27 protein-coding genes and 2 tRNA genes are annotated in these 22,933 nt (G+C 32.6%); 12 read left to right on the top strand and 17 right to left on the bottom strand.

The genetic code is table 11. The features are described from left to right. Positions 1 to 4: 4 nt before the first annotated feature. Together HA143_RS02260 and yidD are read right to left on the bottom strand one after the other, a co-directional pair. A complete protein-coding gene (locus tag HA143_RS02260; protein WP_209083025.1) occupies positions 5 to 307 on the bottom strand; it encodes a glutaredoxin family protein in 303 nt (100 codons plus the stop codon). A gap of 4 nt (positions 308 to 311) precedes the next feature. Then, on the bottom strand, positions 312 to 548 hold the full coding sequence (gene yidD, locus HA143_RS02255; RefSeq protein ID WP_209083024.1) for a membrane protein insertion efficiency factor YidD: 237 nt from the start codon (positions 546 to 548) through the stop codon (positions 312 to 314). Between the two features lie 94 nt (positions 549 to 642). Here yidD and rpsD point away from each other — a divergent pair, with 94 nt between their 5' ends. From rpsD to cysK, 4 genes are all read left to right on the top strand, one after another. Beyond that, the gene (gene rpsD, locus HA143_RS02250) at positions 643 to 1,251 is read left to right on the top strand and encodes a 30S ribosomal protein S4 (RefSeq protein WP_209083023.1); all 609 of its coding nucleotides are present in this window, start codon (positions 643 to 645) and stop codon (positions 1,249 to 1,251) included. Between the two features lie 76 nt (positions 1,252 to 1,327). Then, positions 1,328 to 2,491, top strand: a complete 1,164-nt coding sequence (locus HA143_RS02245; RefSeq protein WP_209083022.1) for a trans-sulfuration enzyme family protein — start codon at positions 1,328 to 1,330, stop codon at positions 2,489 to 2,491. A gap of 3 nt (positions 2,492 to 2,494) precedes the next feature. After that, complete coding sequence (locus tag HA143_RS02240) at positions 2,495 to 3,964, top strand: PLP-dependent transferase (protein ID WP_209083021.1); 1,470 nt, start codon at positions 2,495 to 2,497, stop codon at positions 3,962 to 3,964. 84 nt (positions 3,965 to 4,048) lie between these two features. Continuing rightward, positions 4,049 to 5,035 carry a cysteine synthase A gene (gene cysK / locus HA143_RS02235; RefSeq protein WP_002805805.1) on the top strand — a complete coding sequence of 329 codons (987 nt, stop codon included), beginning with the start codon at positions 4,049 to 4,051 and terminating at the stop codon, positions 5,033 to 5,035. Positions 5,036 to 5,037: 2 nt separating this feature from the next. On the opposite strand, the gene queA is transcribed toward cysK, so the two are convergent. From queA to lipB, 5 genes are all read right to left on the bottom strand, one after another. Then, positions 5,038 to 6,162, bottom strand: coding sequence for a tRNA preQ1(34) S-adenosylmethionine ribosyltransferase-isomerase QueA (gene queA, locus HA143_RS02230; RefSeq protein WP_209083020.1), 1,125 nt, complete (start codon positions 6,160 to 6,162; stop codon positions 5,038 to 5,040). Positions 6,163 to 6,168: 6 nt separating this feature from the next. Further along, a complete protein-coding gene (locus HA143_RS02225) occupies positions 6,169 to 7,536 on the bottom strand; it encodes a dihydrolipoamide acetyltransferase family protein (RefSeq protein WP_209083019.1) in 1,368 nt (455 codons plus the stop codon). A gap of 218 nt (positions 7,537 to 7,754) precedes the next feature. Then, positions 7,755 to 8,198: a YlqD family protein gene (locus HA143_RS02220; RefSeq protein ID WP_025880659.1), complete on the bottom strand. Its 444-nt coding sequence runs from the start codon at positions 8,196 to 8,198 to the stop codon at positions 7,755 to 7,757. 38 nt (positions 8,199 to 8,236) lie between these two features. Further along, positions 8,237 to 10,180 carry an AMP-binding protein gene (locus HA143_RS02215; RefSeq protein WP_209083018.1) on the bottom strand — a complete coding sequence of 648 codons (1,944 nt, stop codon included), beginning with the start codon at positions 10,178 to 10,180 and terminating at the stop codon, positions 8,237 to 8,239. Between the two features lie 27 nt (positions 10,181 to 10,207). After that, positions 10,208 to 10,858: a lipoyl(octanoyl) transferase LipB gene (gene lipB, locus HA143_RS02210; protein ID WP_209083017.1), complete on the bottom strand. Its 651-nt coding sequence runs from the start codon at positions 10,856 to 10,858 to the stop codon at positions 10,208 to 10,210. A 44-nt stretch (positions 10,859 to 10,902) separates the two neighbouring features. On the opposite strand from lipB, the gene hpf reads away from it, so the two are divergent. From hpf to HA143_RS02190, 4 genes are all read left to right on the top strand, one after another. Continuing rightward, a complete protein-coding gene (gene hpf / locus HA143_RS02205; RefSeq protein WP_209083016.1) occupies positions 10,903 to 11,487 on the top strand; it encodes a ribosome hibernation-promoting factor, HPF/YfiA family in 585 nt (194 codons plus the stop codon). A gap of 7 nt (positions 11,488 to 11,494) precedes the next feature. Next, positions 11,495 to 12,154 (top strand): 2-deoxyribose-5-phosphate aldolase, encoded by a 660-nt coding sequence (locus tag HA143_RS02200; RefSeq protein ID WP_209083015.1) that lies wholly within the window; start codon positions 11,495 to 11,497, stop codon positions 12,152 to 12,154. Continuing rightward, entirely contained in the window at positions 12,155 to 12,940 is a 786-nt protein-coding gene (gene recO, locus HA143_RS02195) for a DNA repair protein RecO (RefSeq protein ID WP_209083014.1), read from the top strand. Positions 12,941 to 13,025: 85 nt separating this feature from the next. Next, entirely contained in the window at positions 13,026 to 14,192 is a 1,167-nt protein-coding gene (locus tag HA143_RS02190; RefSeq protein ID WP_209083013.1) for a glycosyltransferase family 4 protein, read from the top strand. Here HA143_RS02190 and proC read toward each other — a convergent pair. From proC to aroQ, 10 genes are all read right to left on the bottom strand, one after another. Further along, complete coding sequence (gene proC / locus HA143_RS02185; RefSeq protein ID WP_209083012.1) at positions 14,189 to 15,001, bottom strand: pyrroline-5-carboxylate reductase; 813 nt, start codon at positions 14,999 to 15,001, stop codon at positions 14,189 to 14,191. The two genes, HA143_RS02190 and proC, sit on opposite strands and share 4 nt — an antisense overlap. Positions 15,002 to 15,008: 7 nt before the next feature. Beyond that, positions 15,009 to 15,575 (bottom strand): cell division protein SepF, encoded by a 567-nt coding sequence (locus HA143_RS02180; RefSeq protein WP_209083011.1) that lies wholly within the window; start codon positions 15,573 to 15,575, stop codon positions 15,009 to 15,011. 150 nt (positions 15,576 to 15,725) lie between these two features. Further along, complete coding sequence (locus HA143_RS02175; RefSeq protein ID WP_209083010.1) at positions 15,726 to 16,361, bottom strand: YggS family pyridoxal phosphate-dependent enzyme; 636 nt, start codon at positions 16,359 to 16,361, stop codon at positions 15,726 to 15,728. Positions 16,362 to 16,364: 3 nt separating this feature from the next. Continuing rightward, positions 16,365 to 16,631, bottom strand: coding sequence for a PII-interacting protein PipX family protein (locus HA143_RS02170; RefSeq protein WP_209083009.1), 267 nt, complete (start codon positions 16,629 to 16,631; stop codon positions 16,365 to 16,367). A gap of 18 nt (positions 16,632 to 16,649) precedes the next feature. Continuing rightward, positions 16,650 to 17,564: an energy-coupling factor transporter transmembrane component T family protein gene (locus HA143_RS02165; protein ID WP_209083008.1), complete on the bottom strand. Its 915-nt coding sequence runs from the start codon at positions 17,562 to 17,564 to the stop codon at positions 16,650 to 16,652. After that, positions 17,564 to 18,937, bottom strand: a complete 1,374-nt coding sequence (der, locus tag HA143_RS02160; protein WP_209083007.1) for a ribosome biogenesis GTPase Der — start codon at positions 18,935 to 18,937, stop codon at positions 17,564 to 17,566. The genes HA143_RS02165 and der overlap by 1 nt, the downstream gene beginning before the upstream one ends. Positions 18,938 to 19,010: 73 nt before the next feature. Beyond that, positions 19,011 to 19,496, bottom strand: coding sequence for a DUF1823 family protein (locus HA143_RS02155; protein WP_209083006.1), 486 nt, complete (start codon positions 19,494 to 19,496; stop codon positions 19,011 to 19,013). Beyond that, positions 19,496 to 20,251 (bottom strand): precorrin-2 C(20)-methyltransferase, encoded by a 756-nt coding sequence (locus HA143_RS02150; protein ID WP_209083005.1) that lies wholly within the window; start codon positions 20,249 to 20,251, stop codon positions 19,496 to 19,498. Before HA143_RS02150 ends, HA143_RS02155 begins: the two co-directional genes overlap by 1 nt. A gap of 21 nt (positions 20,252 to 20,272) precedes the next feature. Then, entirely contained in the window at positions 20,273 to 20,881 is a 609-nt protein-coding gene (locus HA143_RS02145; protein ID WP_209083004.1) for a tRNA-(ms[2]io[6]A)-hydroxylase, read from the bottom strand. Further along, positions 20,882 to 21,322 (bottom strand): type II 3-dehydroquinate dehydratase, encoded by a 441-nt coding sequence (gene aroQ, locus HA143_RS02140; RefSeq protein ID WP_209083003.1) that lies wholly within the window; start codon positions 21,320 to 21,322, stop codon positions 20,882 to 20,884. A 101-nt stretch (positions 21,323 to 21,423) separates the two neighbouring features. Between aroQ and HA143_RS02135 the strand changes: the two genes are divergently transcribed. The 4 genes from HA143_RS02135 (at position 21,424) to HA143_RS09720 (ending at position 22,692) form a co-directional block, all read left to right on the top strand. After that, positions 21,424 to 21,505 (top strand) — tRNA-Tyr (locus tag HA143_RS02135). 9 nt (positions 21,506 to 21,514) lie between these two features. Beyond that, positions 21,515 to 21,586: transfer RNA gene (locus tag HA143_RS02130), tRNA-Thr, on the top strand. 129 nt (positions 21,587 to 21,715) lie between these two features. Next, positions 21,716 to 21,919, top strand: coding sequence for a hypothetical protein (locus tag HA143_RS09725; RefSeq protein ID WP_245210838.1), 204 nt, complete (start codon positions 21,716 to 21,718; stop codon positions 21,917 to 21,919). 143 nt (positions 21,920 to 22,062) lie between these two features. Next, positions 22,063 to 22,692 (top strand): site-specific integrase, encoded by a 630-nt coding sequence (locus HA143_RS09720; RefSeq protein ID WP_348534773.1) that lies wholly within the window; start codon positions 22,063 to 22,065, stop codon positions 22,690 to 22,692. The last annotated feature ends 241 nt before the right edge of the window (positions 22,693 to 22,933 follow it).

The following is a 22,933-nucleotide window of genomic DNA, read 5'->3' as shown; positions in this document are numbered from 1 at the left end:
AAAATTATTTCTTGATAATGGTATTAATATTTTTTTGAAACCAATTCTTTAATTGATCATCTTTTAATCTTGGGGAAATACGAGGCAATTCTATAATGTCCTTGGACCTAAGTCCTTCAACAGCAATAACAGGCACTTCATAATCATATTTTTTATATTTATCTTGATATAAATCAAACCTATCAATATCAATTTCTTTAAGCTCTTCTAGATTAGGGAATAACTCATTAAGATTTATTTTTGCCAGTTTGTTTTTTAGTGAATCACAAAGGCAACATCCCTGCCTAACAAAAATAAATATTTTCATTCATTTAATCAGGCACAGGGTCACATCCGCAGGGAGTTAAAGGATGACATCTGCTTAATCTTCTTAAAGTTAACCAACCTCCCTTCCAAGGTCCATGTCTAGTAATTGCCTCGTATCCATAAGAACTACAACTTGGAATAAATCTACATCTTGGTCCGAAAAAAGGAGAAAACCACTTTTGATAAAACGAAATCATAAAAAGAAGTATATAAGTAATTGATTTATTAATAGTTTTGAACACTTTAATGATGTAAAATGATATTTCAGTAGTAATTTAGTTTAATTGAATTTAATCAATTATCCAATTTATTGCAAATTTCTATTTAATTTAAATTATGTCAAGATACCGCGGCCCCAGATTAAGGGTTACGCGTCGCTTGGGAGAACTACCAGGTCTCACTAGGAAAGCTTCAAAGAAGTCAAATCCTCCAGGTCAGCACGGCCAAGCCCGTCGCAAGCGATCAGAATATGCAATTCGTCTAGAAGAAAAGCAAAAACTTAGGTTTAATTATGGAGTTTCTGAAAAACAACTAGTGCGTTATGTAAAAAAAGCCAGAGCTCAGGATGGATCTACAGGAACAAACCTACTAAGACTTTTAGAAAATAGACTAGATAATATTTGTTTTAGATTAGGTTTTGCAGGTACTATTCCAGGCTCAAGACAATTAGTAAATCATGGCCATGTAACTGTTAATGGGAAGGTCCTTGATATTGCTGGTTATCAATGTAAATCAGGCGATGTAATCGGAATTAAAGAAAACAAAGCAAGCAAAAAAGTTGTTGAAGGTAATATAGAATTCCCTGGTTTAGCAAATGTCCCCCCTCATCTTGATTTAGATAAACCTAAATTAACAGGAAAAATAAATGGGAAATGCGATAGAGAGTGGGTAGCTCTTGAAATAAACGAACTACTAGTTGTTGAATATTATTCAAGAAAAGTTTAATACTACTTTTCTTTGGATTATTAATTCTCTCACTTTTTAAAAGAGAGATTTAATTTAATTCTTATTTTTAAAAATAATGGGAAATAAGGAAAATAATATAGAAAAGCCAGGTTTTAAGACCTTATCTATTCACCATGGGGAAACATTTGCAGAAGAAACTGGATGCGTTATGCCTCCTATTTTTTCTACATCTACTTTCAAACATGGAAATAAAGATAATTTCGACTACACCAGATCAGGTAATCCAAACTTTAGAATTCTAGAAAACATCCTTAAATCAATAGAAGATTCTAAATACTGTACAGTTTTTGGATCTGGAATTAGCGCGGTAACTGCAATTTCATCAACACTAAAATCAGGTGACAAGATACTCTGCGAGTCAAATCTCTATGGTTGTACAGTGAGGATGTTCGAAAAAATTTTCAAGAAATTTGGACTAGAAGTTTTATACACAGATTTTACAAACGAAAATAATATCAAAAAGATTTCAAACTTCGAGCCAACCTTGATATGGCTAGAAAGTCCTACTAATCCACTTTTGAAGGTACTTGATATTAAGGCGATTTGTGATGAAGCGAATAAACTCGAAATACCAGTAGTTGTAGACAACACATTTTCTACAGCGCTTATTCAAAAACCATTGGACCTTGGTGCAACGCTATCGGTTGTAAGCACCACAAAATTCATTAATGGACATAGTGACGCACTTGGAGGAGCAGTACTGACAAATAATGAGGAATGGAATAGTAAGATGCTTTTCTCTCAAAAAGCTCTCGGGCTTCAACCATCTCCTTTTGATAGTTGGCTAATTACGCGAGGAGTAAAAACTCTTCCTTTAAGAATCGAACAACAAACTAAAAGTGCAGAATTTATTTCTGAAGAATTAGGTAAACATAAAATAATAAGTAAAGTAATTTACCCTTTTAATCAAGAACATCCGCAATTTAATTTAGCAAAATCGCAAATGAAATCTGGAGGTTCAATGATCACCCTAAAATTAAATTTAAAAAAAGAGGATACTTTTAAATTTTGCAAATCTCTCAAATATTTCTCTCTAGCAGAAAGCCTTGGAGGAGTTGAAAGTTTAATTTGTCACCCTGCAACGATGACTCATGCTTCTGTTGATGACAAAACAAAAAATCTACTAGGGATAGATGATGCTCTTGTCAGATTATCAATTGGATGTGAAGATACAAACGATTTAATCTCGGACATTTTATTTGCTTTAAATAAATTCTGAAAATTGAGAGATTTACTTAAAAAACCTATATGGAAAAATTTAGAGTTGGGATATGCAATTCCTGATAGTATTCATGCCGTTTCTGTAGCATTACCAACTTGGAATGATGTAATAAATTATGAGGAAAAAGATCAAGAATGCATGAATTTATTGAAGTCCATTTACCCACGATTCGGGCTAAACCCCATAGTGAAAAGATTATGCGAAAAAGTAAAAAAGCAAAATTACTACAACAATAAAAGTATCTGGCCATATCCGAATGAACGCATAGCTTTTAAAGCTAAAAAATACATTGATAGAAATACTTCTGAACAATTCTCGTTAATAGAAAAAAGAGATAATTTAGCTTTCTTAATAACTGAAAAAGAAGGAGGTATTTATGCAAAATATTTTTGGCAACATACTGGTCTTGGTCTATCTTCAAGAGCTGCCGCTATAGAACTAGGACTTGAAGATTGCCCTCCAAAATCTTACGTAAATGAATGTTCTCAAAGAATAAAAAATAGAATTTCTAAATCTACAAAAATTAACTCTAATGATATTCACTTAACTTCATCTGGAATGTCTGCATTGCATACATCATTGGAAATCATATATAAATTATTTCCAGCTAAACCAACACTCCAAGTTGGTTTTCCATATGTAGATGTACTTAAATTACCAATGAAAATCTTTCACGGAGCAAAGTTAATTACAGAAGAAAATTGCGCGGATATTGAATTAGAAATCAAAAGAATAGATCCATCAGCATTAATTATTGAACTTCCAAGTAATCCAATGCTCAAATGTGTAAACATTAAAAAAATTTCAAAAATTGCAAAAAAGCTAAATATTCCTTTAATTATTGACGATACAATTGGTTCGAATTTAAATATAAATTCCATAGAACATGCAGATATAGTTTTTACTTCACTTACAAAAATTTTTTCAGGTAGTGGTGATATTCTTGCCGGATCATTAATACTAAATCCAAAAAGCAAATGGATTGATCAGTTTAGATATGCATTAAACGAGATTAATATTCCAATACTTTCCGATGGAGATATAGTTTATCTAGAGAAAGTTAGTAGAGATGTAAATCAAAGAGTTTTTGAACAAAATAAAGCATGTTTAGAATTAAAAAAAAGATTAGAGACACATAGCGAGATTAAAAATATTTTCCATCCTGAAAATTGTCCAAATTTTAATTCTTTACTTAATTCTGATGGAGGATATGGCTGCTTATTATCGTTTGAATTAAATGGAGGATTGAACAAAGCTAAAAAATTTTATGATTCTCTAAAAGTATCTAAAGGACCTAGTTTAGGTACAAAATTTACTCTCGTTTGTCCTTATGTTTTACTAGCTCATTATGACGAGTTGGATTGGGCTGAAAGTTTTGGTATACCCTCGCACCTTATTAGAGTATCAGTTGGATTAGAAGACCAAGATCAATTATGGAAAACCTTTTCTGAAGCACTAAATAATTTCTAAATTCCTAGTATTTACCGTATAGAAACTTATATACTCTTTTTCTAAATAATAGTTAGTATTAATATATATTTTCTCAATATATAAATGGCAAAAATTTATGAGGACAACAGTTTTGCTATCGGAAACACTCCATTAGTAAAATTAAAATCAGTTACTAAAAACGCGAAAGCTACTGTACTTGCAAAAATTGAAGGTAGAAACCCCGCTTATAGTGTCAAATGTAGGATCGGCGCAAACATGATCTGGGATGCCGAGAAAAGTGGGAAACTTACAAAAGACAAAACTATTGTTGAGCCAACTTCTGGAAATACAGGAATTGCTCTAGCTTTTACTGCTTCAGCAAGAGGTTATAAACTGATCCTTACAATGCCAGAATCCATGTCAATTGAAAGAAGAAGGGTTATGGCAGTGTTGGGTGCTGAAATTGTTTTAACAGAGGCATCTAAAGGTATGCCTGGAGCAATTGCTAAGGCAAAAGAAATTGCAGAAAGTAATCCTTCTCAATATTTCATGCCAGGTCAATTTGATAATCCAGCAAACCCTGAAATTCATTTCAAAACTACTGGACCAGAAATCTGGGATGATTGCGATGGTGAAATTGATGTCCTAGTTGCAGGGGTTGGAACTGGTGGCACAATTACAGGAGTTTCAAGATACATTAAGCAAGAGAAGGGCAAGAATATTACTTCTGTAGCTGTAGAACCATCACATAGTCCTGTTATTACGCAGACAATGAATGGAGAAGAGGTTAAATCCGGACCACATAAAATTCAAGGAATTGGAGCAGGATTTATTCCTAAGAACCTTGACTTATCAATTGTTGACAAGGTTGAACAAGTAACAAATGACGAATCTATAGAGATGGCTCTTAGACTAGCTAAAGAGGAAGGCCTATTAGTAGGAATATCTTGTGGAGCTGCTGCTGCTGCTGCTGTTAGATTAGCTGAACAAGATGAATATGCTGGGAAGACAATTGTAGTTGTTCTACCTGATTTAGCTGAGAGGTATTTATCATCAATTATGTTTACTGAAGTTCCAAGCGGAATCATTCAAGAACCAGTCAAAGCCTAAATCTATTTTTTATCCAGTAGTGAATCTGGTGAAATATACATCGCATCGCCATAAGAGAAAAATCTAAATTTTTCTTTTATGGCTTTCTTATACAAATCTAATAATCTTTCTCTACCAATCATTGCACTTACTAAAAGTAATAATGAACTTTTAGGAAGATGAAAATTAGTTAATAATCCATCAACTACCTTAAATTTATAACCTGGCTTAATTACTAAATCTACGTATTTAGCTATGGGAATAAAGTCATTAATTTCGTAAGAATAACAACTTTCAAGAGCTCTTACGCTTGTTGTACCAATAGCAATTATTCTTCTATCTGTTTTCTTTACTCTTTTTATTTCCTCCACTACTTCCTTATTAACACTTACCCATTCTTTATGAAGTTTTAAGTTACTTAGATCTTCTTGATCAATTGGTTTGAATGTTCCATAGCCCACGTGCAAAGTTATCGGTATAATTATTACTCCCTTTTTTTTTAGATTGGAAATAAGACTTTTGCTTAAGTGTAAACCAGCAGTTGGCGCAGCAACGGCCCCTGGATTAGTTGCATACTCAGTTTGATAACTATTCTCATGAAAAGATTCTTCTTCAGTATTTTTTATATAAGGCGGGAGAGGGATTTCCCCGTATTTATCAAGAAGGTCATTCATTGAATTGAGATCAGTTATATTTTCAGGAAATTTAATAAATCTCCCTCCAGTTTCTTCATCAACCCCATCAACCATCAAATTAATATCTTCTGCAAAAGGAGATTTTAATATTATTTTTCTATTTATTTTTAACTTTTTCGCCGGCTTTGCCAAACATAACCAAACACATTCATGGGATCTTTCTAAGACTAATAATTCGACTAACGTCCCATTTTCCAATTCAACCTTTAACCTAGCTTTCATTACCTTAGTATTGTTAACAACTACAAGATCGCCTTCTCTAAATTCATCTAAAAGATTCTTGGTAAATTTATTAGTTGAGCAGTCTTCTTCTAAAACACTATTTCTAACTATCATCAATCTTGATTCATGCCTAATTGCAGAAGGTTTACTAGCAATTAATGAAGGATCAAGTAAATAATCATAAGATTCAAGCCTATAATCTCTTTCTTCTTTATTAATTTGAGAAATCAATTAAATTTATGATACGAGTGTCTCTGGCTCATTTTCAATCAGGTTAGCCAAGTCTTTCAAGAATGAAGCTCCATCAGCTCCATAGATCACTCTATGATCAGCTGTTAGATTTACTTGCATTATTTTTTTAACAGATATTGAACCATCACTATTAGCAACAACGGTTGGTTTCGATGATGCTATGGCTAAAATAGCACCGGTACCTGGAGGAAGAATTGCGTCAAATCTATCAACTCCAAACATCCCAAGGTTAGATAAAGTGAAGGTTCCCGTTGAGTATTCATCAGGTTCTAGTTGTTTTGATCTTGATCTTTTTACGAGATCTTTCCATTCCCTAGATAATTCAAATAAATCAGTATTGCATGGTTCTTTTAAAACTGGAGTTATTAGTCCACCATCTTCCATCGCAACAGCAACAGCAATATTTATATTTTCTGGATAAGAAATTCCATTTTCTGAGAAACTGGAGTTTACTTGAGGATGTTTCTTTAGTGTCTTTGCAACTGCTTTAACTAGTAAAGCAGTCATAGTCACTCCGTTCTGTTTTACTTTTTTATAGAAATTATCTAATTTATCTGTGTTAATGGAGTAACCTACCCTAAAACATGGCACATCTAAACTAGATTCCATATTTTTATTTACCGCTTTTTGAAGAGTATTAAATTGAACTGTTTCTCCGGGATTACCAAAACTATTTCCTGAAGCTTCGGGTTTACTTTCAACTCCCAAATTTGAACCAGGAATCGATGCAGGAGAACCACCTTCGCCTATCCATGGAATAGAGACTGGTTGGCCATTAGCTTTTAAAATATCATCTGCTTGAATTCTTCCATGAGGTCCTGATCCATGAACCTTTGCTAAATCAACACCCATTTGAGAGGCAAGTTTTTTAGCTCTTGGAGATGCAATCACCCTCGAAGAAACATTATTTGTAGCGGCATTAATTTGATCGCTATTAAAAGATGGGGCTTCCTTTTCACTCTTTAATACGACTTCTTGTGTTTCTTTTTTTATATTTTCAGTCTGGGCTACTGGTTTTTCTTCAGTTTTATTGCTTACCAATTCAAGTTGATCCGAACTAGAAACTTCGGGTTGATTTCCTTTATTTTGTTCTTGAACAGAAGCTATCTCATCCTCATTTTCTACAATAAGACCGATAGTTTCTCCTACTGGTGCAGTGCTGCCAGCAGGCATTAAAACAGCTGCAAGATATCCATCTTGAAAAGATTCAACATCCATATCTGCCTTATCAGATTCAACAACCAAGACAGATTCACCTCTTTCAACTTTATCTCCTGGATTTTTCAACCATTCCACAATCTTGCCCTCCGTCATAGTAGAACTCAAGGCAGGCATGAATATTTCGTGAGACATAAGAAAATTGTTATTGCATAAGTTTCAAGGGATTTCTACCAAACTTCCTAAAGTTTTTATGGTTAAGAACCCTTTAAACTCTTGTTTTAATTATACGAAATCATGTTCACAGTGGGAACTCTTAAAACTTAAGAAAGTAATAATTTAGATCGATTAGAAATTAAAACTTTTCGAAATTAAGATTTATTTATATTTATCAAAAATACTTAATCTTCTCTTTAATTATTATCTATAGATTGAATAACTCCATCTTTAACCGTAATCGAGACTTGCATTTTTTCAATAAGATTGTCTCCCACAGTGACATCACAGAAACTATCCACTTGCCCTTGATCAACAATTTCGTCCATTTTTAATTCGCGAACTTGACTCTGTTGTTGTAGTAGATTTCTTTTTTGTTCTTCAATTTCATTTCGTTTTGCTGCGACTTGTTGTTGAACCTGACTAACCTGTTCTTGAACCCTTGGATCTAGAGGATTAACCGATTGGGATCTAATATTATTTACTATTTGCTGCCCCTCTTGCTCCAGTTGCGATAATTGCTGGTCAATGTTTGAAATTGCTTTACTTAATTCTTTTTCAGCATCTTCCTTCCAAGTTGGTGTAACTACAGCTTTAATAGCTATTGAGCGCTTAATAGATATTGAGTTTTTTGTTTCCATAAAAAATTAAATTACCTTTTTAATATAGATAGAACAAATCAAATTTTCTTACTAAATTTGTTTTCATACATATTTTCTATTTGTAATGAATACTTTTTTTCTATTTCTTTTCTTTTTTGTTTAAGAGTTTGTGTTAACAACCCATTTTCTAGAGTAAAAGCATCAACAAAATAACAATCTAATATTTGTTCTTCTGATCTTGCTCCTAATCGACTTTTAAGCATATTATTAATTTTTGATTTAAAAAATGTACCAATATTCTTATTCAGGTTTAATTTTGAAAGGTCTTCTTCCAAAAACTTGCTTCTAACCAATTCGACATTAGGAACTACAAGGGCTGTTAAACATTTCTTATCTTGTCCTACTAGTTGAATCTGATTAATAAATTCAGAACTAAGGATTTCAGTCTCTAGCGGATTCGGTTCTATATTTTCACCACTTGATAGCACTATCGTATCCTTGGCTCTTCCTGTTATAAAAAGAGAACCATTTGGTATTAGAAAACCTAAATCACCAGTATCAAACCAACCATCCTTGGATAAAACATCTTTTGTAGCTATTTCATTATTAAGATAACCTTTCATTACTTGCGGCCCCCTAACAAGAATTTTTCCGACTTCTCTGAACTTCAGAATCTTTTTTTTATCATCATTCACTATTTTGATTTCAGTAAATGCTAGAGGCTGACCAGATGATCCTCTAACATTTAATTCTCTTCTTCTACAAGTTAATACTGGACTAGTTTCTGTGAGTCCATATCCCACCAAAACATCTACACCTAAAGATTCAAAAAAAAGATCTACATGTTCTGGCAATGCACCTCCACCGTTAATGGGAAATTTCAGTTTTTCTCCGCATAGTTGTCTAAGAATATTCGGCCATAAAAAAATAGTAGACAATTTATGTAAAGGATATCGGCTAATAACAGAACCCAGTAAGGGGATTTTTGATTTAAAAGTTATTTGATTTATATCTATATTTCTTATCTTTCTAAGACTTCTTTTGAAAACCGAACTATTACTTATCAAAAACTTAATAAGTTTTTGCTTTTTGGGAGGCATTTTTTTCAAAGCCTGAAAAAAACCATCATGTATTGCTTCCCATAGTCTCGGTACAGTAGCCATGACAACAGGTTTTATTTGTGTAATATCATCTTTCAGAAATTTTGGGATTGTATAGTATTGAGAACAACCACATGAGAAAAAGAAGTATTCAGCGCTCCTCTCATAAGAATGCCAGATAGGTAGCACACTTAATACAGAAGTACCAGGCTCTGGATCAGCGATATAGGCTAAGTTAATTATTTGATGCAAAAGGTTTGCATGTGTTAAGGGAACACCTTTAGGTTTTCCAGTTGTCCCAGAAGTGTAAAGAATAGTAGCAACGTCATCAATTCTTGGATTACATTTTTCAATAATATTATTCCGAGAATTTTCTTTTTCTCCTGCACTTATAAATTCACTCCAACTTATTAAACTTTCAAATTTTTCATCTTCTAAATTAATTATGAATCTCAGTCTCTTTTTTAATTCTTCTTTGTGACTTAATTTTAACCAAGTCTCCTTAGATTGAACTATTAGCCCTACTGAATTAGAATGCTCAATAATATAGTCCAGTTCTACTGAAGGAGAATTAATACCTCTGACTGCATTTATAGCTCCTAAACGCATTAATCCTTGATCTGCTATGAGCCATCTTGGAGAATTTTCAGAGATTAAAGTAACTACATCACCTTTGACTAACCCATAATTTTTAAAAGAAAAAGATACTTTTGTTATTAAATCAGCTAACTCAGAATAAGAGAATTTTTCTTTATATTTCCCTCTTAAATCACAAACAGCTAAAGTATCGCCACATTTAAATTTCAAATTCTCCCAAATTTGATCTATGTGATTAAGATTCTTAATATAATCTCTATTTTTAGCAAATTTATAGTTTACAGAAAGTGGTTTGGCTGAATGCCAATACGCTAAATCACCCATATCAAATTGATTTTGGAATTTTAATTTCTATTTTGATACAAAATCAAAATTAAATTCTTCCTGAATGATTTTTTTAACAATTCTCTTGACTTCTTTGATATTTAAATTTTTGTTGAAATCAATCATATTTGCCATTAGACAATCTTTAATTCCGCAAGGAATAATTTTATTAAAATTTTCTAATTCGCAGTCAAAATTAATTGCAAATCCATTTATCGTAATCCATCGTTTACACCCAATCCCAATTGAAGCAATTTTCTTATTTCCTGTCCAAACACCAGTCAAACCATTTTTCAAGTGACATTCTATATTATAAGTTCCAAGAATTTTTATAATAATTTTTTCAATTTTTCTTAAATACCAATTCAAATCTTTATTAAAATTTTTCAAATCTAAAACTAAGTAAGTTACTAATTGTCCAGGCATATGACAAGTAACCTCACCGCCTCTATCAATTTTAAAAACATCATATTTTTCATCATTCAAAGAAAATAGTAAATTATCGTAATTAGATCCTCTACCTAAGGTATAACAAAGCTGGTGCTCCCCTATCCAAATAAAATCAGGTTTAGAGTTATCTAAAATCAATGCCTGCTGATATTCTTTTTGTAATTTATAAACATCATTGAAAAAAGAAATTTTATCAGGTTGTTTAATTATTGCTGTTCTATTAAGCATATTTAAGTAGATTTAGAAAGTAAGTAAATATTTTTAGATTTGTTATGAAAATTTTAATCCATGGAAAGAATCTTGAGCTCACTGGAGCCTTAAAAGAATATACTGAGGCAAAGATAGAAAAAGCAACGCATCATTATAAGGATATCGTTAAAGAAGCTGATATACACCTTTCAATAGAAAAGAACCCAAGAGTCTCATTCCAAACTGCAGAAGTTACTATTTTTGCCAATGGCACTGTAATTAGAGCGGAAGAAAAAACTGAAAATCTATACTCAAGCATTGATTTAGTTTCAAATAAACTTTGTAGAAAATTACGTAAATATAAAGAAAGAAATAATAAAACAACTCATAATAATCATTCTAAAAATAATGAGTCTTTCCCTAATGAAAGTGCCGAATCAAGCTTTATAGATAAAGCTTTATTCCAAGAAGGAAGAGAAGCAAGTCTGCCTGAGCCATCTATAAAAAATAAGTACTTTGAAATGAATCCAATTTCATCAGAAGAAGCAAGAAAACAATTAGATCTAATTGATCATAGTTTTTATGTTTTTCGAAATAAGAAAAATAATGAAATTCAAGTTATATATAAAAGGAATCATGGAGGTTATGGCTTGATTCAATCTAAATAACTTTTAAATGCCAAATATTGAATATGAATTAAACGAGAAAATTCATGCAATTATTATTAACCCCTATCTAACCTGGGAAGATTTCTGTGCGAATTGCGATTTAATAAAAAAATATAATATCAAGAATATTTCTACTTCACTGAATTTTTTAGCTGATTTTAAAAACCGTTTGAGCAATTACAGCCCAAACATAAACGCACTCATTTCTTACCCTTTAGCAGATTTACCAGTTTCATTTATTGACGAATTAGTCTGTTTCGCAAAAGATAAAGGTGCAAACGGAATTGAATATATCCCAAACTTTATCAATTTATCAAAGAGAAATTTAGAAATTTTTGCTGCTGAAATTGAGCAAGTTAAGTTATCTGGATTACCAGTTTCAATAATCATAAATAAATCAAAACTACAAGAAGAAGTTTTGTACAATGCGATAGAGATATGTTTGGAATTAGGAATAAAAAATTTTCAATTTGGGGACGGGTTTGGTCCCCCAATTACATCGAATGATATACCCGAAATATTAAAAATAATAAGCAACCAAAATCAAATTAAAATTGTAGGTGGCATAAAAAATCTCACTCAAGTTATTGATTTGTTGGATGCTGGAATAAATTGCATAGGCACTTCTAAGTTTTATGAAATTTTTCAAGAAGTAAAAATTATTTAAATGTCTGGTTCTGGTGAGTGCAGATTAGAAGGCCTCTGTATTAAAGCTTCTCCATTAGGCGAAAATGATAGGTTAATAACTATTCTTACTGACGAGCAAGGAATAGTTAGATTAGCTGTACCTGGGGCAAGACGGCCAAAAAGTAGTCTGGCAGCAGCAACGCCACTAACATATTTAAGTTTGCAGATTTTTGGGAAAAGAAATCTTAAATCCGTCAGACAAATTAAAATATTAAAAAGCTATTCTGGTCTAGGAAAAAATATTGAATGTCTTGCAGCCGCGCAAGCAATAACCGAATTAACATTTTTGTTAGTGGGTAATAATGACAGGCAACAAAACTATTTGTCCTGCGTTCTTGCCCATTTAGATAGGATTTATTTATATGAAGTTTCTAAAGAAGAAGACATTAAAATGCTCTCAATAAGTATTCAATCTTTAATCCATTTATTGGCAATTGGGGGGATTAATTTGCCTATTCATCATTGCTGTAAAACAGGAGAGCCTATTATTCCGCCTTTAGGGAACTGGGAATGGAGTTGTTATTATTTACCAAATGAGGGGTTTTCATCCATCGAAGATCCTCAAAGTAAACTAAAGATTAATGCATCTGAAGTAGCTTTATTGCAGAGACTTCTCTTCCCCGAATTACCTATAAAATCCAACGGAGAATTATTAGGACCTAAAAAAGTTTGGCTAAAAATATTATTTATTATTGAAACTTGGGTCTCTACTCAATTAGAAAAAGATCTATCTTCACTAAAAATGTTAAGGGAATTATATAGTTAGTATTTACATGGACCATTAACAAATTTCAAAATTATGATCTTGGGTACTTTTACTGTTAACTTTATAAATAGTTCATTCAATTAATGTGATTCATATTGCTTGGTTGGGTAAAAAATCTCCTTTTTGTGGAAACGTAACTTATTGCAATTCAACCACTGAGGAATTGAAGGCCAGAGGTCATAAAATTAGTTTTATTCATTTCGATAATCCCTCTAGTACTAATTCATCAAAACCATTATTTCTAGCAAATGATCCTGATGTAAGTCTTCCTTATTTAATTAAGTCCCAAGTTTATACTATCCCCTCTCTAAGAGCAGAAAAAGAACTAAGACTATCATTAGAAAGATTAAAACCAGATATCGTACACGCTAGTCTAACTTTATCCCCATTGGACTTTAGACTTCCAGAACTTTGTAATGAAATTAATGTCCCACTTATAGGAACATTTCACCCGGCATTTGATGCTAATAATCGAAATTTAACTGCAAGTACTCAACAACTAACATATCAACTTTATGCTCCCTCTTTAGCTAAGTTCGATAAAATAATCGTTTTTTCAGAACCTCAAAAAAATGTTCTAGTAAAATTAGGAGTGCCTAAAGAAAAGCAAATAATTATTCCAAACGGAGTGGATGAAAATATTTGGCAACCTTTTCGAGAAAGAAATAAAAAATATGATCAAGTAAAAAATAAATTAGGAAATGAAAGAATTTTTTTATATATGGGTAGGATTGCTAATGAGAAAAATATCGAAGCACTATTACGTTCTTGGCGCCAAACAAAAAACAATAATTGTAAATTAGTTATTGTTGGAGATGGACCAATGAAGCCAACACTTGAAAATAGTTTTTCTAACCTTAGTAAAGAGAAATTAATTTGGTGGGGTTCGGAAGTAGATTTAGAAACCAGGATCGCGATAATGCAGATAGCAGAAGTATTTTTCTTACCAAGCTTAGTAGAAGGTTTATCATTATCACTTTTAGAGGCAATGTCTACTGGGACTGCATGCATAGCTACAGATGCTGGAGCTGATGGTGAAGTTTTAGATGATGGAGCAGGAATAGTAATTTCAACTGATAATGTGGCTACGCAACTAAAAACTATAATTCCAATTCTGGTAGAACATCCTTCATTTACAAAATATCTCGCGGGAAAAGCTAGAGATCGAATACTTGAAAGGTATACAATTACTAAAAATATAGAGTCGCTTGAGAAAGTTTATATAGATTTAAAAAATAATCTCAAAAACTAACTAAACTCTTTACTTCGATTACTAGCTGAAATTATTGATTCAATTAATGCTGACCTTACACTCTTTTTTTCTAATACTCTTAAAGCAGAAATAGTTGTTCCCCCTGGAGAGGTTACCAAATTTTTCAGCTCGGAAGTAGTTAATTTTTTTTCTTTTATTAAACTGATAGTTCCAAGTATCATCTCCATAACAAGTTCTTCTGAAAGTATTTTTGGTAATCCACCGCTCAACCCGCCATCACTTAATGCTTCTATAATTAAAGAAACAATTGCAGGGCCTGAAGAAGTTAATGCTAAAAATATATCAAGGTAATCTTCAGTAAATTCGTAGACCTTACTTGTATTTTCAAATAATTTTTTTGTAATTTTTTTCTGATATTTTGTAAGATTTTCACACCAAGCAATTCCTGTTAAACCCTTTCCAACAGTTATTGGAATATTTGTAACAACTCTCACACATTTATGATTAGGAAATTTATTAGTAAGTCTATTTATGGAGACTCCCGCAAGAATTGAAACTAATAAATTGTCCTTGATTTTTATATTATCGGGCTCAAATATATCTATAAGATGCTGAGGTTTTACCGAAAGAAGTTTAACTTGACAATCCCAAATTATTTTTGACTCTTTAGAACTAGATTCATAGACGTTTATATTATGCTTATAATTTTGTTTTATATTTTCTAAACTTTTTCGTGATTTTACAACACAATAAACATCATTTGGCTGAATGAATTTTTTATCTAATAAAGGAGTTATTATAGCATTTGCAATATTTCCAAAACCAATAATCGCAATTTTATCAGTCACAGATTAATCATGAATTAGCACTTAATTTAGAATCACCCCATGCTGGTTCAGGAGTAGTGTTTTTCCCAAAACTATATTGTGGTGTATTTTCTGTAGAACCGGAAGAAGGAGTAGCTTCTTCTGGGGAAGAACTAGTTACACTTACACAACTTGGAGCAAAAAGAAAAATACTTTCGCCGACTCTCTCTTGATGTCCATCAATTGCATATGTCCCCCCAGCAACAAAATCAACCGCTCTTTGGGCTTGATCAGGATCCATCATAGTTAAATTAAGAATTACAGTTTTTCTCTCTCTTAATGCTTGTATGGCTTGAGGCATCTCATCAAAACTTCTTGGTTCAATCAAACTTACTTCTGAGGATGAATTCGAGATCCCAGGCATTCCAACTACTTTTGATGATCTGTTGTTATTCATAAAATCGAATGGATTTGAATTTGCAAGGGCATTTGGATTTTTTTTGAAATCATTAATATCATTTAATTCATCCTCTGATGCATAATCAAACTCATCAAAATCATCATCGAGATACTCATCTCCTGCAACAACTGCCTTTAATCTAGAAATAAGTGACACCTTTTAAATCCTCTTGAAATTGATTACTAAGGTTTAAGAACCTTAAGTAATAGATTCATTTTTTAAATGAATAAACTACCTATACTTAAATAACGTTACTTGTACTTTACTGCAAGTTTATAGATAAGATTTTTATAAAAAAATAACTAATTAGAATCTATCTCCAAAAATCAAAGATCCTAATCTTAACCAAGTTGATCCAGCATCAACAGCTTCCTCCCAATCCCCAGACATACCCATTGAACAATCTGGAAGTTGGAGTGAATCAGCGAGGGAACGACATTTTTTAAACAATTCTAAATTTTCTTTAGAGCTAAGTCCTTTAGGATTAATAGTCATCAAACCGGATAATGTGATATTTTTCAATTCTTGAATTTCTCTCCATTTCAATATTAAAAGTTCAGGATTAAGGCCTCCTTTATTAGGGTCATCACTAAACTTAACCTGCAACATTATGAATGGATTTTTATTCTCTTCAAATGAAATATTAGAAATCTTTTGCAACTTTTCAAATGAATCTACTGAATGAATGTATTTAAAATTTTGCACTATCTTTCTTATTTTATTATTTTGTATTCGTCCAATAAAGTGCCATTTTATTTGTTTAAGTTCTTTTAGGATTAATTGCTTCTCAAAAGCCTCTTGAAACTTACTCTCACCAAAATCATTCTGACCCATATTTTGAATAGTCTTGATTTCTTGACTTTTAAATCCTTTACTTACAGCAAGGATATTTACATTTGATGGGATTTTATTTTTGATTTTTAAAAAATTTGCAGGATTCACCTTTTATATAAAAGTTTGTGTGAATAAATTCTCCCATTTCGGTAGATCTTCAGATCCTGTTCTTCTAGCTCTTTGAAGGTTTAATTCTGCCTGATTACGAGCATCTAAATAAGGTATTACTTCAAACAAAACTTCTCTCTGTCTAATTTCCACGGAAAAAAACATTTTTTGGGCATATAAAGTTGCATAGATATCTCTCCCATCATTCCCAGGAGATACTTGGTATAACATTCCAAATGTTGGGTGGTTTAAATAATGCTCTGAACTCAAATTAAAATATTGTATTATTTATAATGCACCATACAGTTTTCTAAGAAAAATTGCTATGCAAATAAAACATATCGATAATGTATTGGCAATTACATTTAGAGATTTCGAAGGGTAAAAAGTTTTAAATCTATTGGTTGTTATATTAATTTTTTCCTTAGAGAGCAATGATTCTGCTCCTTGATCAATTCTCAGAAATATATTCTTAAATAACCTTTCCACTAAAATCAAAAAAATATTAAAGGCTTTCTTGAATCCTAAATTTCGAAAATTTATTGATCTAACTGACACTGATTTAATTATATTTTGCAATTCTTCTTGTACTAAAGGAATAAAACGTAATGCAATTAATAACTGAAAAAGCCACTTACTAATTGGTAATCCAATTTTTCTTAATGGATAGAGAAACCAACCTAATCCCCATACAATGTCTTCTTGTAATGTAGTTAAAAGCATCAAATTAACACTATGAATAAAAGTAAATATCAAAGTGGAAGTTTTTATACCTAGTTCCAAGGCTTTTCTTGATAAATTATAAGGACCAAAATTTATAAACCATATCTTCTGCGAAGGAATTTGCAAAATATTCCATTTTTTATAGCTTTCCAGTACCACTTGCAACTCGTTGGGATTTCTTAAGTAGCTATCAAGAGATTGAAAATCAGAAGATGCGAGTATTGATATACATCCAATTAATAACGATAAGCATGAGAGAACACATAATGATCGCCACCATACTCTTGGTGGCAATAAACTTAGAAAAGTGATTAATAGTAAACAACCCACTAAAAACAATCTCCATATTGGACCTGCCCAAATTGGAGTAATTAGGAATATCATTACAATAATTATTTTTAATCTACTATCTATAATTCTTAGCCAACTTTTATTGCCATAAACGTATTGACCAATAGAAAATTTGGTAAGTAAATTCATTAATCTTTCTGAATTAACTCAATATTGTCCCTTTCAACGTCCTTATTTAATGCTCTTTGCTGTTTTCCTCTCCAAAGCAAAAGGAGAGGTGTTCCTTCAAATCCTAAATTTAATCTAATTTGTTTTTCAATATATCTTCTATAAGTTATTCCAAATAATTTAGGATCATTTACAAAAAGACTAAAAGTGGGAGGTTTATTCTTTACTTGAGTACCGTAATAAAGCCTACCTTGCTTGCCGCTTCTTTTAGTTGGAGGACTTTTCCAACTGACAGATTCTTTAAGCACTTCATTAAACACAGATGTTGTAACTCTCCTTCTATGTTGATTTACAGCATTAAGAGCATGCTCAAAAATATTATCAACTCTTTGTCCGGTTAGGGCAGATATAAAAATCATTTTTGACCAGTGTAAAAAATAAAGTTTAGATCTAAGTTCTTTTTCTACTTGATAAATTGTTGAACTATTTTTTTCTACAAGATCCCATTTATTAACGACAATTATACATGCTCTGCCTTGTTCTTCTATTCGCCCTGCCAACTTCTGGTCTTGGTCAGTTACTCCATCTATAGCATCTATAACTAATACACAAACATCACTTCTATCAATAGATTTAAAAGCTCTATTAATACCAAAGAATTCAGTACCGTATTTAACATTTTTCTTTCTTCTAATCCCTGCAGTATCAACAATTTTCCATTGGTTATCACCTTTTTTAATAAGCGTATCTATTGAATCAGTTGTCGTTCCACTAATATCACTAACTATTGCTCTTTTTTCTCCAGCAATTGAATTTAACAAACTAGATTTACCAACATTTGGCCTTCCAATTATTGACATCATTATCTTTTCTTCTTCATCCTGAATATTATTTTCAGGAAGTTCGCCAATAACGAGATCTAAAAGATCGCCAGTACCTGAACCATGAATAGCGGAAACAGGGCAAGGTTCGCCTAATCCTAATTTCCAGAACTCTGAAGCTAAAGAGATTCCAAGAGTAGTCGATTCACATTTATTAACAGCAACAATTGTTTTACAGCTTGAGTTTCTTAACCACTTTGCTATTGACAAATCACCATCAGTAATACCTTGGTTTCCATCTACAACAAGTAAAGCGAGTGCGGCCTCCTCTAAAGCTAAAAAAACTTGTGTTCTTATCTCTGGGAGAAATTCACTTTCATCATCAAAAACTAAACCTCCAGTATCCACTATTTTAAATTCCTTACCTCCCCATGACGCATTTTGATAAGTTCTATCTCTAGTAACACCAGGTTTATCAAATACTATTGCATCATTACTTTGGCAAAGACGATTTACCAAGGTGGATTTCCCAACGTTAGGTCTTCCGATAATTGCTATTGTAGGAAGAATCAATTCTTCTCTCCAAAGAAAGTAGTATCCATTACAACTATAACCTTAATAGAATCATTTACCTTACTCAAAAAATTTATTTAATTTCTGGATCACCAAAATGTCCTTTTACTGGATTAACAGGCGGTGGAATCGGACTTGGAATAACATCATTATCAGTTGAAAAACAATTATTTTCAATAGTCCAATAAATCAACCAATTTACTGCAGTAGCTCTTCTAGTTCTTCTTGGATAAAGTTCGTTAATCTTATAACCTTTAAAATTAAGAAAATTTTTCAATCCCTGTTTATGCTCCTTTGGAATTGATCGTGTCAAATGAACTGATGCTATTCGCTCTGAAATAATTTGAGGAGCCTTTACAAATTTTTCTGACCAATAAGCAGGCGTTAATGCACTCGGAACCCAATCATTTATAGGTAGTTCTTGAGTATAAAACAGTCTTTCCCAAATCAATTCACAAACAAAAACATCACTCACCTTATCTTCAAGAACTAAAAATAATAGTTCCTTACATATTGGCCATGTAAATTGATTTTCTTCAAAATTTTCTTTTTTATACATTAATCGAACCTTATCAAAATCAAAGAGAAATAAGGCATAACATCCTCTTTATATTGTGATGCATATTGAATAATTTGATTAGGCATGCCAACATTTAAAGCAATTAATGATGTATTGATAATATCTTCTTTTTTTAAGGTTTCTCTGACTAACTTCCATCTTTTCCCAACTTTCATAATTGCCAAAACGATTTTATTCCCTCTGCTTTCTATTATTAAAGAGGTTAATTCTAAATTAGAAGATGGGCATTCTTTGATTATCAAGGTCTCACCTTTTTTAACTAAATCAAACTCATTCAAAGCTGCTGCTGCTGAAATAGAAGAAATACCAGGTATGGTTTTGGTAATAATTTCAGGATAATTATTTTTTATTATCCTCAGAATATTAGAAGAGCTTGCAAATAGCGAAGTATCTCCAAGACAAAGTAAAACAACTGATTCACCATTTTGTATAAATTTTACAATTTTTTCTACAGCATTAAACCATATTTCATCAGGTTCAAAATCCTTCCTAGCCATTGGGAAAATGATAGGTACATTTTTTTTGAATTTGGTATATTTCTTGACTATTTGGGCAGAACAACTCTTTTTATTATCATCTGATATGGGGGAAACGATAACTTTCGCTTTTTTGATTGCATCTAAAGCAGCAATTGTTAAAAGTGAGGGATCTCCAGGCCCAACCCCAACAATAGTTAATGATGGCAAATCACTTTTAAAACCTTTAAATATTTTAAAAAACTCTTTTATTATCATGCTTATATAAGAAAAGTATTTCTAGCTATGGACCCTTGGCATAAGACAACGCTCAGCGAGTATCTCTGACTCCAATTTAGACAATTCCTCTAACCTTTTATAAATTAGATTTTTAGAGAATTTAGTTTGCGCTAGTTTCCAATAAATTCCAAAGTGTCTTGCCTCACTCTCAAGCAAAGATTTATAAAGATTTCTAAAAGATTCTTCTCCAGAATTAAGAGCAAGCAAGCTTAATCTTTCATGACTTCTTGCTTCTATCAGTCCTGCGATTAAGAAACTATCAAGCATTCTGTTGGGTTCATCCTTTCTTATATTCTTAGCCAGTTCTGCTCCATATGGAGGCGGTTTTAAAGCCTTAAGATAATATCCAAGATCCTTTAAAAAATAAAGTATTTTTTCAAAATGCTCTAATTCCTCTCTCGCAATTGGACTTAAAACTTCTGCCAAATTTGGTTCTGATGGATATCTGAACATCAATTGAACAGCTACTCCTGCTGCTTTTCTTTCACAATGAGCATGATCAATAAGAATATCTATTGGATTAGATAATGCAAGTTTGATCCAATCATCTGAGGTTAATGAGGATAAATATTTAATATGAGAAGGAGGCCTTTTAAAATCGACTAGCATTTAATCTTTTCTAGTTAAATACTCAATAATTCCATCAAGAGCTAGGCTATAACTATTTATACCGAATCCACTAATTATGCCTATAGCTTTATCTGTAAGAAAAGATTCTTTACGAAATTCTTCTCTACTAAAAATATTTGAAATATGTAATTCTACAAATGGAATTTTTGATCCAATTAAGGCATCTCGAATGGAAATCGAGGTATGAGTAAAAGCACCTGCATTTATGAGAATACCTTGAATACTTTTAACTGAATCTTGAATTTTATCTACTATTTCACCTTCATGATTACTTTGAAAACAATCAAGATTAATACTTTTTTCTTGGGCAGCTTTAGTTAAATCTTTTTCAATATCATTTAATGTTTTATTACCATATATTTCTGGTTCTCTAGTTCCTAATAGATTTAAGTTTGGTCCATTTATCAATAAAATATTCATCAGCAATAAAGTCTTTTCTTCTAAATGCTATCTAGAAAGAAACAAAAAAACCAAAACATTTTCACACAAAGTGACCATTAACTGATAAGTTCAATTAGTGGGGGTCGGTGCCCGAGTGGTTAAAGGGGGCGGACTGTAAATCCGCTGGCTCTGCCTACGTTGGTTCAAATCCAACCCGGCCCACTTTAAATTGCCCTTGTAGCTCAGCGGTAGAGCACTCCCTTGGTAAGGGAGAGGTCTCGGGTTCAAGTCCCGACGAGGGCACTCGCGGGATAGCTTGGTATCAGTGAGATTACCACTATCGCAGAAAGAAATCATTCAGAAGTGGACGTCCGTTTTGGGGTCCACTTTTCTGTTTTAAAGGCAGATATCTGGAGGTGCATCACACAAACGATGACACCGAAATGGCAACAATCAGAAGAAGCGGCAGCGGCTGGCAGGTCCTTATCAGAAGGAAGAATTATGTCGGTCCAAGGTCCAGAACTTTTCTTTCCAGAGATCTTGCAAAATCCTGGGCAGATGCAGTCGAAGAGAGGACAAAAAAAGTTTTTCCGAATATCCCTATCACCCTGGGAGAGGCAATCAATGACTATATAAATGGTCCGCTGCTGCTGCACCGCAGTGCGGAGAATGAGAAATATCCTCTCAGGGTGACGGCAGAAAGCTGGCTTGGAGATGTTCCACTAAGTGATCTGCAGATAAAGCACTTTGCAGTCTGGCGAGATGAACGATTACTTAAGGTGAAACCCAACACAGTGATGAGAGAACTGAGGATATTAAGAGTACTGATCGATTGGGCAAAGGATGAAAGAGGCGTGGAAATAAAAGATAACCCCGCAAGGAATCTGAGAGTAAGAGGGACCGGAGATGCAAGAGCTCCTTTTTTCACTGATCAAGACGAGAGAAGACTTTTATATGAGCTGTCTCAGATATCCAATAAAAATCATCTGAGACTCACAAAGCTAGCTCTGACAACTGGGTTCCGCCGCTCAGAACTATTGAGCCTGACATGGAGGAATATAGATCTGAAAAAAAAATTACTCTATATATATAGAAAGAATTGTGCCGCCATAGATAATTCAACCGGACTGAAGCTTGTTCCTATGCCGGAAAAGGCGCTAAAGATTCTTGAGGAATTACAGGTAAGAGATGGGAAAGTTATAGAACTATCAAAAGGTGCTGCGAGAAATGGATTCGATAAAGCCCGAAAAAAAGCCGGACTTGAAACTCTCAGATTTCATGATCTAAGACATATAGCCATAAGCAGAATGTGGCGTTCAGGAATGAATGCTTTGGAGATAAGTGCATGCAGTGGTCACAGAGATATAAAAATGCTGATGCGCTACAGCCACTTTCAACTTTCCATATAAATCAGCAGTGCCCCATAGGGGGGTTATTGCAAGTGATGGAGCGTATAAAACCTGTAAAGAAATTTATGATTAATTTTTAGAATATGGCTTCTAAATGTTGCAATTCTCTGGCCTTGAGATGACAATCTGATCGTGGCATCTATCATTTATTAACGCTTTATATAGTGTCTGAAGGGGAATTGAAAACAGCAAAGACACAACTGAAATGGATTGGGACACCATCGCTTGGACAGGGTAGATC

Source organism: Prochlorococcus marinus CUG1415 (assembly GCF_017696015.1).
Classification (GTDB): domain Bacteria; phylum Cyanobacteriota; class Cyanobacteriia; order PCC-6307; family Cyanobiaceae; genus Prochlorococcus_A; species Prochlorococcus_A marinus_AE.
This window is presented reverse-complemented; position numbering and strand designations above follow the sequence as displayed.